Here is a 15,950-nt window from a genome sequence, read left to right as displayed (position 1 = left end):
TAATATATTAGACAGAATATTTACATTTTCCTACCCTGAACATGTGGTCATACCCGTCACCAGAAATCACGGGGATGTTTAAGCAAGGAACATGTGTGAGTCGTACAACTACCATTGATATCACTCCGGCAAATGATATTGATGATTTACCTGCAGCATCGCAGCCGGTGCAGTTTATTAAACGTGGTACCCCTCAGTTTATGCGCGTCACGCTGGCGCTCTTTTCCGCCGGTCTGGCAACCTTCGCCCTGCTCTATTGCGTTCAGCCGATCCTGCCCGTTCTCTCTCATGAGTTTGGCGTATCGCCTGCCAGCAGCAGTATTTCACTCTCTATTTCTACCGGCATGCTGGCGGTTGGCCTGCTCTTTACCGGGCCGCTGTCCGACGCCATTGGCCGTAAACAGGTGATGGTGACCGCGCTGATGCTGGCGTCGGTCTGCACGTTGCTCTCGACGATGATGACCAGCTGGCACGGTATTCTGGTGATGCGCGCGCTGATTGGGCTCTCGCTCAGCGGCGTGGCGGCGGTTGGGATGACCTATCTCAGCGAGGAGATCCACCCGAGCTTTGTTGCCTTCTCGATGGGGCTTTACATCAGCGGGAACTCGATTGGCGGAATGAGCGGACGCCTGTTGAGCGGGGTCTTTACGGACTTCTTTAGCTGGCGTATTGCGCTGGCGGTCATCGGGTGTTTTGCGCTAGCATCAGCCCTGATGTTCTGGAAAATTCTGCCGGAATCGCGTCACTTCCGCCCGACCTCGTTGCGCCCAAAAACGCTGTTTATCAACTTCCGCCTGCACTGGCGTGATAAAGGGCTGCCGCGCCTGTTCCTGATGGGTTTTCTGCTGATGGGGTCGTTTGTCACGCTGTTTAACTATATTGGCTATCGCCTGATGCTTTCCCCGTGGCATCTCAGCCAGGCGGTGGTTGGCCTGCTTTCCGTGGCGTACCTCACCGGTACCTGGAGTTCGCCAAAAGCCGGAGCGATGACCGCACGCTACGGACGTGGCCCGGTGATGCTGTTCTTCACGGCGGTGATGCTGGTTGGCCTGCTGCTGACGCTCTTCTCCTCCCTGTGGCTGATTTTTGCCGGAATGCTGCTCTTCTCCGCAGGGTTCTTCGCCGCTCACTCGGTCGCCAGCAGTTGGATTGGCCCGCGCGCGCGTCGCGCCAAAGGTCAGGCATCGTCGCTGTATCTGTTTAGCTATTACCTGGGTTCCAGCATCGCCGGGACCCTCGGCGGCGTGTTCTGGCATAACTACGGCTGGAACGGCGTGGGCGGGTTTATCGCGCTGATGCTGTGCGCGGCGCTGCTGGTGGGGGCAAGTCTTCATAAACGTCTAAGATAGCAAGCCTACGGGCTGATGTCCGACCCCGATAAACGGCACCAGCGTACCGGTGCCGTTTATCGTTCAGGAATCCCAGGCCTGCTCTATCTTAGCGGCTTCAAACTGCGGAGGCGGTTTGCGGAAACGGCGCGTTAGCCATGTCAGGTAAAGGATCCCCAGTGCCGCCCAGATGAGGCCAAGCGTCAGGGACGTCGCTTCGAGGTTTATCCACAGCACCCCGACCGTTACGGCACCAATGAGCGGCAGCAGAAGATAGTGGAACCGATCTTTCCACGTTTTGTTCATCCCCTTACGCCGCCAGAAATGGTTGTACACCGAGAGATTAACAAACGTAAACGCCACCAGCGCGCCAAAGTTGATCAGCGCCGTCGCGGTCACGAGGTCAAAGTACAGGGCCGACAGCGCCACTATCCCTACCATAATGACGTTCAGAGCCGGGGTCCGCCATTTCGGGTGCACATAACCAAACACCCGCTCCGGAAAGACGTTGTCACGCCCCATCACATACAACAAGCGTGAGACGCTGGCGTGCGAGGCCAGTCCTGAAGCGAGCGTATTCACAAACGTGGTACACAGAAACACCGACTGGAAGAGCTTGCCGCCCACGTACAGCGCAATTTCCGGCAGCGCGGCGTCCGGGTTCTTGAAGCGCGCGATCGACGGGAAAAAGAGCTGCATGAAAAACGAGGCAACAATGAATATCAGCCCGCCATACAGCGCGGTCAGGAAAATGGCTTTGGGAATCACCCGCGCCGCGTTTGGCGTCTCCTCCGACAGCGTGGTGACCGCGTCAAAGCCGAGGAAAGAGAAGCAGACGATAGTCGCGCCGGTAATAATAGGGATCAGGTGTGCGTTCTCGCTGATAAACGGCTGTAGCGACCAGACGGTGCCGACGCCCTCACCCTTGTGCAGGCCATGCACCACGAGTATGACAAACACCACCATGATGGCGACCTGCACCAGCACGAACAGGGTGTTAAAGTTGGCGACCAAATTAACGCTCTTCAGGTTCGCCAGCGTCAGGATCGTCACAAACCCCACCACCCAGACCCACGGCGGGACTTCAGGGAATAGCGCGGAAAGGTAGATCTTCGCCAGCAGCACGTTGATCATCGGCAGGAAGAGATAGTCCAGCAGCGATGACCAGCCGACCATAAAACCGAGGTGGGGTCCGATCGATTTCTGCGTGTAGGTGTACGCAGAGCCCGCTTCCGGGAACTGTCGTACCAGCTTGCCGTAGCTGATGGCGGTAAACATGACGCCAGCCAGCGCCAGGAGATACGAGGCGGGCACGTGGCCATTGCTGATACCGGACACAATGCCGAAGGTATCAAACACAGTCATGGGGGTGAGGTAAGCCAGCCCCATCATGACTACCTGCCAGAGCTTGAGGGAACTGCGCAGCCGGGTTCTTCCGGCCATGCCCGGCGAGTCAAGAGAGGTGTTAGTCGCCATAAACCGTCCCCCCTATGCTTACCGTGGTTTGCAATTGCGTTGACCTTGACGCAAACCTGCTTAGCAAAGGGGGAAGTTGTAAAGAACACACGCGATCGTACCAGCGCACCGTCTCTGGCACGCACTCACAGCAGGAGCCGGACTGGCCCCCTTCGCCCTGCGGATAGTTGAACATCTGCATCATTTCTTACCTCGTCACACAGTGTCGTTAAGAAAATCCCTGTGCCGCCTGCGCTCCATAACGCGACTCCCGGGAGATAGCTGGCGTGCCAGCGAACAGTTAGGCCAGGCTCCGCGCAGGCCGTTGGGTGATACGTATGCGATGAAACAAAGCGGCCCCTTACCGGGGCACGTTATCAGGCGTTTTTCAGCATCCACTCAATTTCAGTTTCGGTAATCAGGCGTTCAAACTGCAGTAATTCATCATTTTTGCAGGCGTGATAGACGTGGCAGAAACGCTCGCCCAGCCGCTCGCGAAGACGATCGTTTTGCATAAATTCCCACAGCGCATCGCTCTGACGGATCGGGAACGGCAGTCCGTCCTGCTCCAGACCATTGCCTTCAACTTCTTCCTGCAGGGGTAAATCGTTATCCAGCCCGTGTAGGATGCCGGCAAAAATTGCCGCCATCACCAGATACGGATTCGCGTCTGCTCCCGCCACCCGGTACTCGACCCGATGGTTATGGCGATCGCCGCAGGGGATACGCAGGGCAACCGTGCGATTGTTGTGTCCCCATGACGCCTGCGTCGGCACGTACATTCCCGGCTGGAAACGGCGGTAGGAGTTGACGTTCGGCGCCAGCAGCGCCATGGACGCCGGCATCAGATCGATCATCCCGGCCAGCGCGCGTTTCAGCAGCGCGGAATCCTCGCCGCTGGCGTCTGCGAGCACGTTTTCGCCTCTGTTGTTTTGCATGCTGATGTGGATATGCATCCCGCTGCCCGCATGCTCTTCATACGGCTTTGCCATAAACGTGGCGTGCATCTTATGTTTTTCCGCCATCTGCCTGACGAGACGTTTTAGCGCCAGCGCATCATCGCAGGCATCAAGCACGTTTTCCGTATGGTGCAGGTTAATCTCAAACTGGCCCGGAGAGGCCTCGGCCACTGCTCCGTCGGCGGGGATCAGCTGCAGCTGCGCCAGTTCGTCAATGTCATTCAGCACGTCAGCAAAGTGGTTCAGGTTGTCAACCGAGTAGACCTGACTCTGCGTGTTACGCACGTCGGTGCCCGGCGCGCAGGGTGGCTGCAGATAGCCTTCGGCATCGCGTTTACGGTCAAGCAAATAGAACTCCAGCTCTACCGCTACCACGGGGAACAGACCGCGCTGGCGCAGCTGCTGCCAGAGTCGGTTGAGTACGTTCCGCGGCTCAACGTCAAAGGGAGCGCCATCTTCATCGACCATGGTGAGCTGCACCTGACCAATGTATTCCGGGTCGGCGGCGGACGGCGTCAGGGTGCCCGGTACCGGCACGCAGATACAGTCCGGCTCGCCGAGCTCCTGCCCCAGGCCCGCCTCTTCCACGACGTTACCCAAAATGTCCATGGCGAAAACCGATGCCGGGAAATAGCAGCCTTTTTCAAGTTTGCTCAGTCCGGCAACCGGGATACGTTTGCCGCGAAAACAGCCGTTCAGGTCGGTCAGGAGGACATCAATAAACTGGGTGTCAGGATACTTTTCTAAATAGCGCTTCACTTCCTGCGTAAAGGCGCTGCCCCGCCTCTCATCCGTGTGCTGCACAAAGTTCTCAACTTCTACGATATTGGTTTCCATGATTTACCACCGTTTTTGGGATTTGCGTTCGCTGCTCTGGACTGTCAAATATAATGTCCACCCTATCGAATTTGTATGCAAACAAATTGTTTGTCAAATGTTAAATTAAGTTTGCAAAAGGCAGATCCCGTTGCTAGATTGAGAAAATATTGAACGAAAAGGCCGTTCCAGAGGTGAGAATGGCCTAAATTTAGTCCACTTTGTGAGGGCGATCATGGAAAATATAATGAACAAGCCAGTTATTGGCGTGGTGATGTGTAGAAACAGGCTTAAGGGTCATGAGACCCAGACCCTGCAAGAAAAGTACCTGAATGCCGTTATTAACGCGGGGGGCTTACCTATTGCCTTACCGCATGCGCTGGCAGAGCCAGAGCTAATGGCCGCCCTGCTGCCAACCCTGGACGGAATTTACCTGCCGGGCAGCCCAAGTAACGTGCAGCCGCACCTTTATGGTGAAAACGGCGATGAGCCTAACGCCGATCCCGGGCGAGATCTTCTGAGTATGGCGCTGATTGCCGCCGCGCTCGAAAGGCGCATCCCCATTTTCGCCATCTGCCGGGGGCTGCAGGAACTGGTTGTTGCGACGGGAGGGACGCTGTATCGCCGCCTGTTCGAGCAGAACGACCTGCTTGAACACCGGGAGGATGCTGAACTGCCGGTTGAGCTACAATACGCCCCGTCTCATGAAGTTCAGGTTCAGGAGGGAGGACTGCTGTCTCAATTAATTCCAGGCTGTAACAAATTTTGGGTAAACTCATTACACGGGCAAGGTGCACAAACGTTAGGACCACGGCTTCGCGTGGAGGCCCGCTCGACGGACGGGCTGGTCGAAGCGGTTAGCGTTTATGACCACCCTTTTGCCCTCGGCGTGCAATGGCACCCCGAATGGAACAGCAGCGAGTACGCCCTGTCACGCATGTTGTTTGAAGGTTTTATCACCGCCTGTCAAAGCCACGTTGCCGAGAAGCAACGGCTTTGACCACTATCGTAAAGGAAATGCAACTATGAGCGATGACGGACTGGCGCCAGGGAAACGTCTGTCAGAGATCCGCCAGCAGCTGGGTCTCTCGCAGCGGCGTGCCGCCGAACTGTCTGGGTTAACACACAGTGCCATCAGCACCATTGAGCAGGATAAAGTCAGTCCTGCCATCAGTACGCTGCAAAAGCTGCTGAAAGTTTATGGGCTGTCGCTCTCGGAGTTCTTTTCGGAACCGGAAAAACCTGATGAACCGCAGGTGGTTATTAATCAGGATGACCTTATCGAAATAGGCAGTCAGGGTGTTTCGATGAAGCTGGTTCATAACGGAAATCCGAACCGTACGCTGGCGATGATTTTTGAAACTTACCAGCCTGGAACCACGACCGGAGAGAGGATCAAACATCAGGGTGAGGAGATCGGTACGATACTGGAAGGTGAAATAGTGCTGACCATTAATGGCCAGCCATATCACCTGGTTGCGGGGCAGAGCTATGCCATCAATACCGGCATACCGCACAGCTTCAGCAACACCTCGGCAGGCATCTGCCGCATTATCAGTGCCCACACCCCCACCACGTTCTAATTACCACTCGGTCCCGGCGTAAGCGCGCTTACGCCGGGACAAATAAAAAACGATCAATGTCGGCATTCAACGGGTTAATTCCCGGGATGCCTCACGGCTTCGTATTGCCTGAAACGGCCATGCCTTTATTTATCTGATTGCGAAAGAAAGGAGTGAATATGCATTTTCAGCACCTGACTTACTGGCAGGATAAAGCAAAAAACAGCGCTATTGAGACCCGGCTATTTATTAACGGCGCCTATTGTGACGCCGCCGATAACGCCACGTTTGAAACCGTCAATCCCGCTACCCGGCAGACGCTGGCGAACGTGGCGCGGGGCAAGCAGGCGGACGTGGACCGTGCGGTTCAGGCCGCGCGTGAGGTATTTGAGCGCGGTGACTGGTCGCAGGCGTCTCCGGCGCAGCGCAAGGCCGTGCTGCATAAGCTCGCCGATTTGATGGAACGCCACGTCGAAGAGCTGGCCTTACTGGAAACGCTGGACACCGGTAAACCCATTCGCCACAGCCTGCGCGACGATATTCCCGGCGCGGCGCGCGCCATTCGCTGGTACGCCGAAGCGGCGGATAAAGTCTACGGCGAGGTGGCGCCTACGGGTCCGGGCGAACTGGCGATGATCGTGCGCGAGCCGATCGGGGTTGTCGCGGCCATCGTCCCCTGGAACTTCCCGCTGCTGCTGGCCTGCTGGAAGCTGGGCCCGGCGCTGATCGCGGGCAATAGCGTGGTACTGAAACCGTCAGAGAAATCGCCGCTCTCCGCCCTGCGGCTGGCCGGGCTGGCGAAAGAGGCGGGTCTGCCGGACGGCGTGCTGAATGTGATAAGCGGTTACGGCCACGAAGCGGGCCAGGCGCTGGCGCTGCATCCGGAGGTCGAGGTGCTGACGTTTACCGGTTCAACCCGTACCGGCAAGCAGCTGTTGAAGGACGCGGGTGAAAGCAATATGAAGCGGGTCTGGCTGGAGGCTGGCGGCAAGAGCGCCAACATTATCTTTGCCGACTGTCCGGACCTGGACAAGGCCGTGAGCGCGACCGCCGCAGGGATTTTTTATAACCAGGGGCAAGTCTGTATCGCCGGTACCCGCCTGCTGCTCGAAGACAGCATCGCCGATGACTTCCTGGCAAAGCTGAAAGCGCAGGCCCGTCACTGGCAGCCGGGCGATCCGCTCGATCCCGACAGCACGATGGGAATGCTCATCGACGCTGCGCACGCCGATACCGTCCACACGTTTATTCGCGAGGGAACCCAAAAAGGCACGCTGCTGCTGGACGGGCGGGAACAATCATGGCCTTCCGCAGTTGGTCCAACCATTTTTGTTGACATCGACCCCGCCTCCCCGCTGTGCCGGGAAGAAATTTTCGGGCCGGTGCTGGTCGTCACCCGTTTTAAAACCGAAGAGGAAGCCTTAACGCTGGCCAACGACAGTGAATATGGGCTTGGCGCGGCGGTATGGACCCGCGACCTCTCCCGCGCGCACCGCATGAGCCGCCGCCTGAAAGCAGGCTCAGTCTTCGTCAATAACTATAACGACGGTGATATGACCGTACCCTTTGGCGGCTATAAGCAGAGCGGCAACGGTCGCGATAAGTCCCTGCACGCGCTGGAAAAATTTACCGAACTGAAAACCATCTGGATTGCCCTGGAGCCTCAATCATGACCGAACATACCACCAGCTACTACGCGGCCAGCGCGAACGCTTACGAACCTTTCCCGACGCTTAACGAGTCGATCAGCTGTGACGTGTGCGTTGTAGGCGGCGGCTATACCGGCCTCTCCTCCGCGCTGCATCTCGCCGAAATGGGCTACGACGTGGTGCTCCTTGAAGGGGCGCGCATCGGCTTCGGCGCCAGCGGACGCAACGGCGGCCAGCTGGTTAACTCCTACAGCCGCGATATCGACGTTATTGAGAAAAACTACGGACCCGACGCCGCCAGAGTCCTCGGGAGCATGATGTTTGAAGGCGGAGAGATCATCCGGGAGCGTATCCAGCGCTATCAGATCCAATGCGACTATCGTCCCGGCGGGCTGTTTGTGGCGTTAAACCATAAGCAGATGGAGACGCTGGAAGAGCAAAAAGCCAACTGGGAACGCTACGGCAACACGCAGCTGGAGCTGCTGGACGCCAGCGCCATCCGCCGGGAAGTCGACAGCGAGCGCTATACCGGCGCGCTGCTGGACCGCAGCGGAGGGCACATTCATCCGCTGAACCTGGCGATCGGCGAAGCAGATGCCATTCGCCTGAACGGCGGGCGGGTGTATGAACAATCCCCGGTGACCGCCATTCAGCACACCAGCCCGGCCGTGGTGAGCACGCAGCATGGCCAGGTGACGGCCCGCTACGTGATCGTCGCCGGGAATGCCTATCTGGGCGATAAGATAGAGCCGGAACTGGCAAAACGCAGCATGCCCTGCGGCACCCAGGTGGTGACCACCGCCCCGCTGCCGGAGGAGGTAGCCCGCACGCTGATCCCCAATAACTACTGCGTGGAAGATTGCAACTACCTGCTGGATTACTACCGCCTCACCGCCGACAACCGCCTGCTGTACGGCGGTGGCGTAGTCTATGGCGCGCGCGATCCGGACGATGTCGAGCGCCTGGTGATGCCAAAGCTGCTGCAAACCTTCCCTCAGTTGGCAGGCGTCAAAATCGACTACCGCTGGACGGGCAACTTCCTGCTGACCCTGTCGCGTATGCCGCAGTTTGGTCGTCTGGATAAAAACATCTATTACATGCAGGGCTACAGCGGCCACGGCGTGACCTGCACCCACCTGGCCGGACGGCTTATCTCTGAACTGTTGCGCGGTGACGCCGAGCGCTTTGATGCGTTTGCCAAACTCCCGCACTACCCCTTCCCGGGCGGTCGCAGCCTGCGGATCCCATTCACGGCGATGGGCGCGGCGTATTACAGCCTGCGCGATCGTCTTGGCGTATGATCGTTTCGACAAAAGGGTATCTGACATGAATAACCAGGAATTTCATCAGCGCAGACTTTCTGCCACCCCGCGCGGCGTAGGCGTAATGTGTGATTTCTTCGCCCGCACGGCGGAGAATGCCACGCTTACCGACGTGGAAGGCAACGACTATATTGATTTCGCCGCCGGGATCGCGGTACTGAATACCGGCCATCGTCACCCTGAACTGGTGGCCGCAGTGGAAAAACAGCTTCACCAGTTCACCCATACGGCCTATCAGATTGTGCCATATGAAAGCTACGTTTCATTGGCCGAAAAGCTTAACGAGCTGGCCCCGGTGCAGAGCCCGGCCAAGACGGCGTTCTTCACAACGGGCGCGGAAGCGGTGGAAAATGCCATTAAAATCGCCCGGGCCCACACCGGCAGACCGGGTGTGATTGCCTTCGGGGGAGGCTTTCACGGCCGAACCTATATGACCATGGCGTTAACCGGCAAGGTCGCGCCCTATAAGCTGGGATTTGGCCCCTTCCCGGGGTCGGTTTATCACGTGCCGTATCCCTCCGAGCTGCACGGCATAACGACCCAGGATGCCATCACGGCGATAGAACGCCTGTTCAAAGCGGATATTGAGGCGAAACAGGTGGCGGCGATTATTTTTGAACCCATTCAGGGTGAAGGCGGATTCAACGTCGCCCCGGCAGAGCTGGTGGCCGCCATCCGCCGTATCTGCGATGAGCACGGGATCGTGATGATTGCCGACGAAGTGCAGAGCGGCTTCGCCCGTACGGGTAAACTGTTTGCCATGGAACACTACGCGGACAAGCCCGACCTGATGACGATGGCTAAAAGCCTGGCAGGCGGAATGCCGCTGTCCGGGGTGGTGGGCCGCGCCGGGATCATGGACGCGCCGGCGCCCGGTGGTCTGGGGGGAACCTATGCAGGCAACCCACTTGCGGTGGCCGCCGCGCACGCGGTGCTGAATATTATCGACAGCGAGTCACTGTGCGCGCGCGCCCGTCATCTGGGCGAACGACTGACAGCCACGCTGGAGGAGATTCAGGGCAGCTTTCCTGCGCTCGTGGCGATAAGGGGCAGAGGATCGATGATTGCGGCGGAGTTTTTTGATCCCGAGAGCCGCGAACCTTCGGCCGCCATCGCGCAGGCGATCCAGCAAAAGGCGCTCGCCCAGGGCCTGCTGCTGCTGATCTGCGGCCAGTACGGAAACGTGATCCGCTTCCTTTACCCGCTGACCATTCCGGATGCCCAGTTCAACCAGGCGCTGGCGATCCTGCAACAGGTTATGCGTGATTGATAAGGACTAAGCGCCCACCGAAAACCGTCTGCCGGAATGCCGGCGACGGTTTCAACGGAGGAGATCGGCATAGATTTCCTCCGTGTGGGAAATGTTGGGGAATTTGGTCTGTTTCATTGTATGCTCACTGAAACACATCCCTGGCAAGAGGAAATAAGAATTGCAAAAAACATCAGCCTATCAGTCACTTGTCAAAACCTTCCAGCGTCTCTCCCGCTTCTCGCACCTCTCCTCCATCGCCAGCTGGGACATGTTCACCATGATGCCGCCAGGCGGCAGTGCCGCGCGCGGCGAGGCGCTGGCGGAGATGAGCGTCCTGCAGCACCAACTCCTGACCGATAAAAAGGTGGGCGAATGGCTGACCGCCGCGGCAGGTGAAGATTTGAATGACGTCGAACAGGCCAACCTGCGCGAAATGACGCGTCACTACCAGCAGGCGACCCTACTGCCGGAATCGCTGGTGGAAGCCAAATCCCTGGCGGGCAGCAGGTGTGAACACGCCTGGCGTACTCAGCGTCCCGCCAATGACTGGCAGGGTTTCTCCGCCAATCTGAAAGAGGTGGTCAAACTCAGCCGCGAAGAGGCTCGCCTGCGGGCTGAAGCCAAAGGCTGTACGCCGTACGACGCGCTGCTGGATATTTTTGAGCCCGACATGACCAGCGCACGTCTGGACGTTCTGTTCGGCGATATGAAGTCCTGGCTACCGGACCTGCTGGCAAACGTGGTGGAAAAACAGGCTCAGCGGTCGTTTATTCCCCCGCAGGGCCCCTTCCCGACGGCAACCCAGCGTGAGCTGGGCCTGGAAGCCATGAAGATGCTCGGCTTCGATTTTAACGGCGGCCGCCTGGACGTCAGTGCGCACCCGTTCTGCGGCGGCGTCCCTGAAGACGTGCGCATCACCACGCGCTATGACGAAGATGAACTGCTCAGCGCGCTGTTTGGCGTGATCCACGAAACCGGACACGCCCGCTACGAACAAAACCTGCCGCGCGCGTGGGCAGGACAGCCGATTGCCCTGGCGCGCTCAACCGCGATCCATGAATCACAGAGCCTGTTCTTTGAAATGCAGCTGGGACGCAGCGAAGCCTTCCTTAAGCATCTTCTCCCTGCCGTGCACGCCCGTTTTGGCAGCCAGGCGGCGTTCAGCGAAGAGAACTTTATTGCCTGGAACCAGCGCGTGAAGCCGGGCTATATCCGCGTTGATGCGGACGAAGTGAGCTACCCGGCACACGTGGTGCTGCGCTATGAGATTGAGCGTGCGCTGATCAACGGCGAGATTGAGGTGGACGATATTCCCGCCCTGTGGGATGAGAAAATGCAGGCCTGGCTCGGGCTATCCACCAAAGACAACTTCCGCAACGGCTGTATGCAGGATATCCACTGGACCGACGGCGGTTTTGGCTACTTCCCGTCCTATACGCTTGGCGCCATGTACGCCGCGCAGCTGTTCCATGCGGCCAAAACGGCGCTTCCGGGGCTGCAGGCCTCCATCGCTGAGGGCGATTTTTCCGCACTCTTTGAGTGGCTGCGCCAGAACATCTGGCAGCACGGTAGCCGCTTCAGCACGTCGCAGTTAATCACCCAGGCGACGGGCGAGGATCTGAATATCCGTTACTTCCGCGAACATCTGACCTCGCGCTATTTGTAATCTGCATCGCCGGGGGAAACCCCGGCAATGTACATATGGTTACACGCCGATACCAATCACTCACGGAAACCTCGAATTTACAGGGATATAGTTATTTCAACGGCCCCGCAGTGGGGTTAAATGAAAAACCAAATTCGAGGGTATGAGAATGAATAAAGTATTAGCTCTGGTTGTTGCCGCTGCTATGGGTCTGTCTTCTGCTGCGTTTGCTGCTGACACTACCGCAACTGCTGCACCGGCTGCCGCGCCTGCTGCAACCACCACCGCTGCGCCAGCAAAAGCGGTTCACCATAAGAAACATCACAAAGCTGCAGCGAAAAAAGAAGCCGCTGCACCAGCAACCGCAGCACCAACCGAGCAGAAAGCTCAGGCTGCCAAAAAGCACCACAAAAAAGCCGCTAAACCGGCTGTAGAGCAGAAAGCTCAGGCCGCTAAAAAGCACCACAAAAAAGCGACCAAACCAGCTGTAGAGCAGAAAGCACAGGCCGCTAAAAAGCATCACCACAAAAAAGCCGCTAAACCGGCTGTAGAACAGAAAGCTCAGGCTGCTAAAAAGCATCACAAAAAAGCAGTAAAACACGAAGCTGCTAAACCAGCTGCACAGCCAGCTGCGTAAGAGTACAAGCTTAACCGTGCCCTTCGGGGCACGTTGGTAAACCGGCGCTGAACCGGAACAGGTTCCGCGCCGTTTTTTTTATCCGGAGGGCGTATGCTGCGACGCTATCGGTTTGAGCTGATTCTGATCCTGCTTATTTTATGCGCGCTCATCGCCAGCCATTTTTATCTTTCCTGATTGTAGCACGCTGATTTTACTCCCACTTTAGCGCTGTCCCGTCTATAGTATTTTCATAGGGTTCACTTTTAATAATCATAATTACCCCCACCAGAGTGTGATATGCGTAAATCTGTTGTGTTGTTACTGGGAACGTTTGGTCTTTTTTCTGGATTCTCACATGCGGATGATGGCGGTGATGACACCATTAGCGCGAAAGAGCTAAAGACGCTTTTTTTCGGTCATGACGATCGTACGCGCGTCGCCGATCCCACCCAGGCTCCCTGGGATGCAATAGGTCAACTGGAAACCGCCAGCGGTAACTTATGTACCGCGACGTTGATCACCCCACAGCTAGCCCTGACGGCAGGCCATTGTCTGTTAACACCGCCAAACGGCAAGCCGGATAAAGCGGTTGCCTTGCGGTTTGTGTCGCAAAAAGGGACCTGGCGCTATGAAATCCACGGCATTGAAGGCCGGGTCGATCCGTCTCTCGGCAAACGTCTGAAACCCGATGGTGACGGCTGGATAGTGCCACCGGCGGCCGCCTCATGGGATTTTGGCCTGATCGTTTTGCGCTACCCGCCTTCAGGCATTACGCCGCTGCCGTTATTTGACGGCGACAAAGCCGCACTCACCGCCGCGCTGAAAGCCGCCGACCGCAAAGTGACGCAGTCGGGCTACCCTGTCGATCATCTGGATACGCTTTATACGCATACCGACTGTATTGTGACGGGCTGGGCGCAAAACAGCGTGCTTTCGCATCAGTGCGATACGTTGCCGGGTGACAGCGGTTCGCCGCTGATGCTGAAGACGGAAAACGGCTGGCAGCTGATCGGCGTCCAGAGCTCTGCCCCGGCGGCAAAAGACCGGTGGCGCGCCGACAACCGGGCCCTGTCCGTTACTGGTTTCCGCGACCAGCTGGAAGCGCTGGCGCAGCAGTAAATCAGCAGCGTCTGACCTTACGTAACGCTCTGATTGAATCAATCGGCATCGGCTGGCTGAACCAAAAACCCTGCAGTTGATCGCAGCCAGCCAGCCGCAGCAGTTTCATTTGCTTCTCGGTTTCCACCCCTTCTGCCACCACCGCCATGCCCAGCGCGTTGGCGATCCGCACCGTGCCGCTCACCAGCGCTGCCGCCTGTTCATCGTGGTCCACCAGCCCGGCCAAGGATTTATCGATCTTGATAGTGTCGAAGTTAAAACGCCGCAAATAGCCAATGCTGGAATAGCCGGTACCAAAATCATCCAGCGCCACCGCGGTGCCCAGCGCTTTGAGATTGGCTATCGCCATGCGGGCACGCTCCGGATTCTCCAGCACATAGCTCTCCGTGACCTCAAGCTGCAGCCGGTGGGCCGGGAAACGGGTGCTCTCCAGCACGCTGGCCACTTTTTCTTCAAAGGCAGGATCGCGAAACTGCGCGGGTGAGATATTAACGGAAAGCTTTAATTCTCCGTACGGCTGCAGATCTTCACAGGCCCGCTGCAGCACAAACTGACCCAGTTTGTAAATCAGCCCGCTGGTCTCCGCAATGGCGATAAAGGTATCCGGACCAAGCGGCCCCTCCGGGCGACGCGGCCAGCGGACCAGCGCTTCGACGCTGCTCATTGTCTGGCTGCGGGCGTCAATAATCGGCTGATACCAGACCTCAAACTCATCGCGCTCCAGACCGTCACGAATCTGATTTTCAATCGCCAGCTTGCGTTCCCGGACGCTGTTCAGCTCCGCGTCGTAGTGGGTAATACGCCCTTTCCCGCTCATTTTGGCGTGATACATGGCAATATCGGCGCGGCGAAACAGTTCCGAGCTGTTGCATTCAGTCAGGGTTCCGCTGGCGATACCGATGCTGGCACCGATATGGATTGTACGTTCCCCCAGCAGAACCGGGGTGGTGAGATAATCCAGCACGGAAACGGCAAAGGCGGTCGCCTTCGCCTCTGCATCATCACCGCCTATGGTCATGGCGAACTCATCCCCGCCCATGCGCGCCAGCATCCCGCCGGGCGGCACGCGTTCATTCAGCGTTTTCGCTATCGCCACGATGAGATCGTCACCGACGCTGTGACCGTAGATGTCATTCACATCCTTAAAGCCATCGAGATCGATAAACACCACGCTTTTGACGTCGGTATCACCGCGTAAACGCACCCGATCCAGCGCCTCGATGAGCGCGCGCCGGTTAGGTAAATGGCTTAGCCAGTCCGTTCTTGCGACCAGACGCGCCTGGCTTTCGCCGCGCGCGAGTTTGTACAGCCCCACGCTGCTCACCAGAATGAAAAGCAGGATCAGCGCCGACGCCAGCACCACAATCTGCCTGATATCTGAAGATGCCGCCCGGGCGGCCTGCGCGCCCGGAAGCCGCGCCTGCCAGTTCAGAAATCCGACTAACTCCCCTGCTGCACTGTGAAGCGGCATGCTGCGCTCGTTAATTTTGCCTGGGGTAAAGTTGAGGTTATCGATCTGAAAGGTGCCGCCCAGGTCGGATAGGATTCTGGCGTTAAGATGGCGGGTAATGACCAGATAGCGACGCGTTCCGTCGTGAACCTGTAACCTGCCGACCATCGGGCGAATCAGCCCAATGCCGACAAAGGCCACGCCGGTGCGCGTCTGGCTGATCCCCGCATAGATATTTTTTTCACCCGCGAGCGCGCGCCCGTGCTGGTCGATAAGCGCTTTAAGGCCTTTGCCAAAGAAGTCGAGGTTTTTTTCGTTAAAGGGCCGACTTTGAAACGATCCCCAGAGGACGTTGAAATGCTCATCCAGCACGAAGGTGCCGTCATAGAGGTTATTGATTTTAAAGCCGGCTCCCCAGGTGTTGTACAGCCAGTCGGTATCGAGCGTAGGACGGTAGGCCTCCCGCACCGCATCGTCCCAGACGGCGTTATCAAGCACCAGAGAAGAGACGCGGTTAACCGAAGTCTGAATGGCCCCCTGCACGGAAAGCGCCGTGCGGTGTTCATCAATTTCGTTGGTTTTGGTGCTGATAAGATGCAGGGAAAGGTAGAGCAGTGCGACGATGGAGATGATTAAGCCGATCCCCGCCATGAAGACCATGGCAAACAACGTTCTCGCATTGGGAATATTGCGCCAGCTTAATGTGCGATACATCAGCCATCCTCTTCATGTTTTGCTTTTCTAAGCGTAATACAGGCAGCGAATTTCGCTGCC

At 57.5% G+C, this 15,950-nt stretch carries 13 protein-coding genes; 9 read left to right on the top strand and 4 right to left on the bottom strand.

What is annotated here, in order from left to right; genetic code table 11:
- Window positions 1-95: 95 nt before the first annotated feature.
- The gene (locus GVO84_RS10100) at window positions 96-1,349 is read left to right on the top strand and encodes an MFS transporter (protein ID WP_121423548.1); all 1,254 of its coding nucleotides are present in this window, start codon (window positions 96-98) and stop codon (window positions 1,347-1,349) included.
- Between the two features lie 63 nt (window positions 1,350-1,412).
- Here GVO84_RS10100 and GVO84_RS10095 read toward each other — a convergent pair whose 3' ends face one another.
- From GVO84_RS10095 to GVO84_RS10085, 3 genes are all read right to left on the bottom strand, one after another.
- A complete protein-coding gene (locus GVO84_RS10095; RefSeq protein WP_159514021.1) occupies window positions 1,413-2,804 on the bottom strand; it encodes an APC family permease in 1,392 nt (463 codons plus the stop codon).
- Window positions 2,794-2,979 (bottom strand): hypothetical protein, encoded by a 186-nt coding sequence (locus GVO84_RS10090; RefSeq protein WP_423257810.1) that lies wholly within the window; start codon window positions 2,977-2,979, stop codon window positions 2,794-2,796. The genes GVO84_RS10095 and GVO84_RS10090 overlap by 11 nt, the downstream gene beginning before the upstream one ends.
- Window positions 2,980-3,160: 181 nt before the next feature.
- Window positions 3,161-4,579 carry a glutamine synthetase family protein gene (locus GVO84_RS10085; protein ID WP_032657576.1) on the bottom strand — a complete coding sequence of 473 codons (1,419 nt, stop codon included), beginning with the start codon at window positions 4,577-4,579 and terminating at the stop codon, window positions 3,161-3,163.
- A gap of 214 nt (window positions 4,580-4,793) precedes the next feature.
- On the opposite strand from GVO84_RS10085, the gene puuD reads away from it, so the two are divergent.
- From puuD to GVO84_RS10045, 8 genes are all read left to right on the top strand, one after another.
- Complete coding sequence (gene puuD / locus GVO84_RS10080; RefSeq protein WP_159514020.1) at window positions 4,794-5,558, top strand: gamma-glutamyl-gamma-aminobutyrate hydrolase; 765 nt, start codon at window positions 4,794-4,796, stop codon at window positions 5,556-5,558.
- Between the two features lie 25 nt (window positions 5,559-5,583).
- Complete coding sequence (gene puuR / locus GVO84_RS10075; RefSeq protein ID WP_047348722.1) at window positions 5,584-6,141, top strand: HTH-type transcriptional regulator PuuR; 558 nt, start codon at window positions 5,584-5,586, stop codon at window positions 6,139-6,141.
- Window positions 6,142-6,299: 158 nt separating this feature from the next.
- Window positions 6,300-7,793 (top strand): aldehyde dehydrogenase PuuC, encoded by a 1,494-nt coding sequence (puuC, locus tag GVO84_RS10070; protein ID WP_159514019.1) that lies wholly within the window; start codon window positions 6,300-6,302, stop codon window positions 7,791-7,793.
- A complete protein-coding gene (locus GVO84_RS10065; protein ID WP_121423542.1) occupies window positions 7,790-9,070 on the top strand; it encodes an NAD(P)/FAD-dependent oxidoreductase in 1,281 nt (426 codons plus the stop codon). Before puuC ends, GVO84_RS10065 begins: the two co-directional genes overlap by 4 nt.
- A 25-nt stretch (window positions 9,071-9,095) precedes the next feature.
- Window positions 9,096-10,361, top strand: a complete 1,266-nt coding sequence (gene puuE, locus GVO84_RS10060) for a 4-aminobutyrate transaminase (RefSeq protein ID WP_159514018.1) — start codon at window positions 9,096-9,098, stop codon at window positions 10,359-10,361.
- 160 nt (window positions 10,362-10,521) lie between these two features.
- Window positions 10,522-12,009, top strand: a complete 1,488-nt coding sequence (locus GVO84_RS10055) for a carboxypeptidase M32 (RefSeq protein ID WP_159514017.1) — start codon at window positions 10,522-10,524, stop codon at window positions 12,007-12,009.
- A 148-nt stretch (window positions 12,010-12,157) separates the two neighbouring features.
- Complete coding sequence (asr, locus tag GVO84_RS10050; protein ID WP_050583699.1) at window positions 12,158-12,625, top strand: acid resistance repetitive basic protein Asr; 468 nt, start codon at window positions 12,158-12,160, stop codon at window positions 12,623-12,625.
- A 279-nt stretch (window positions 12,626-12,904) separates the two neighbouring features.
- Entirely contained in the window at window positions 12,905-13,726 is an 822-nt protein-coding gene (locus GVO84_RS10045) for a trypsin-like serine peptidase (RefSeq protein ID WP_063143028.1), read from the top strand.
- A 1-nt stretch (window position 13,727) separates the two neighbouring features.
- On the opposite strand, the gene GVO84_RS10040 is transcribed toward GVO84_RS10045, so the two are convergent.
- A complete protein-coding gene (locus GVO84_RS10040; protein ID WP_159514016.1) occupies window positions 13,728-15,890 on the bottom strand; it encodes a bifunctional diguanylate cyclase/phosphodiesterase in 2,163 nt (720 codons plus the stop codon).
- Window positions 15,891-15,950: the final 60 nt, after the last annotated feature.

The sequence above is a fragment of the Enterobacter sp. SM3 genome (assembly GCF_009811935.2).
Lineage (GTDB): Bacteria > Pseudomonadota > Gammaproteobacteria > Enterobacterales > Enterobacteriaceae > Enterobacter > Enterobacter asburiae_D.
This window is presented reverse-complemented; position numbering and strand designations above follow the sequence as displayed.

Bases quoted from the DNA above. Each gene is read 5' to 3' on its own strand.
- puuE (WP_159514018.1), top strand. From the start codon at position 9,096: ATGAATAACCAGGAATTTCATCAGCGCAGACTTTCTGCCACCCCGCGC.
- GVO84_RS10065 (WP_121423542.1), top strand. From the start codon at position 7,790: ATGACCGAACATACCACCAGCTACTACGCGGCCAGCGCGAACGCTTAC.
- asr (WP_050583699.1), top strand. From the start codon at position 12,158: ATGAATAAAGTATTAGCTCTGGTTGTTGCCGCTGCTATGGGTCTGTCT.
- puuD (WP_159514020.1), top strand. From the start codon at position 4,794: ATGGAAAATATAATGAACAAGCCAGTTATTGGCGTGGTGATGTGTAGA.
- puuC (WP_159514019.1), top strand. From the start codon at position 6,300: ATGCATTTTCAGCACCTGACTTACTGGCAGGATAAAGCAAAAAACAGC.
- GVO84_RS10090 (WP_423257810.1), bottom strand. From the start codon at position 2,979: ATGTTCAACTATCCGCAGGGCGAAGGGGGCCAGTCCGGCTCCTGCTGT.
- GVO84_RS10085 (WP_032657576.1), bottom strand. From the start codon at position 4,579: ATGGAAACCAATATCGTAGAAGTTGAGAACTTTGTGCAGCACACGGAT.
- puuR (WP_047348722.1), top strand. From the start codon at position 5,584: ATGAGCGATGACGGACTGGCGCCAGGGAAACGTCTGTCAGAGATCCGC.
- GVO84_RS10045 (WP_063143028.1), top strand. From the start codon at position 12,905: ATGCGTAAATCTGTTGTGTTGTTACTGGGAACGTTTGGTCTTTTTTCT.
- GVO84_RS10040 (WP_159514016.1), bottom strand. From the start codon at position 15,890: ATGTATCGCACATTAAGCTGGCGCAATATTCCCAATGCGAGAACGTTG.
- GVO84_RS10095 (WP_159514021.1), bottom strand. From the start codon at position 2,804: ATGGCGACTAACACCTCTCTTGACTCGCCGGGCATGGCCGGAAGAACC.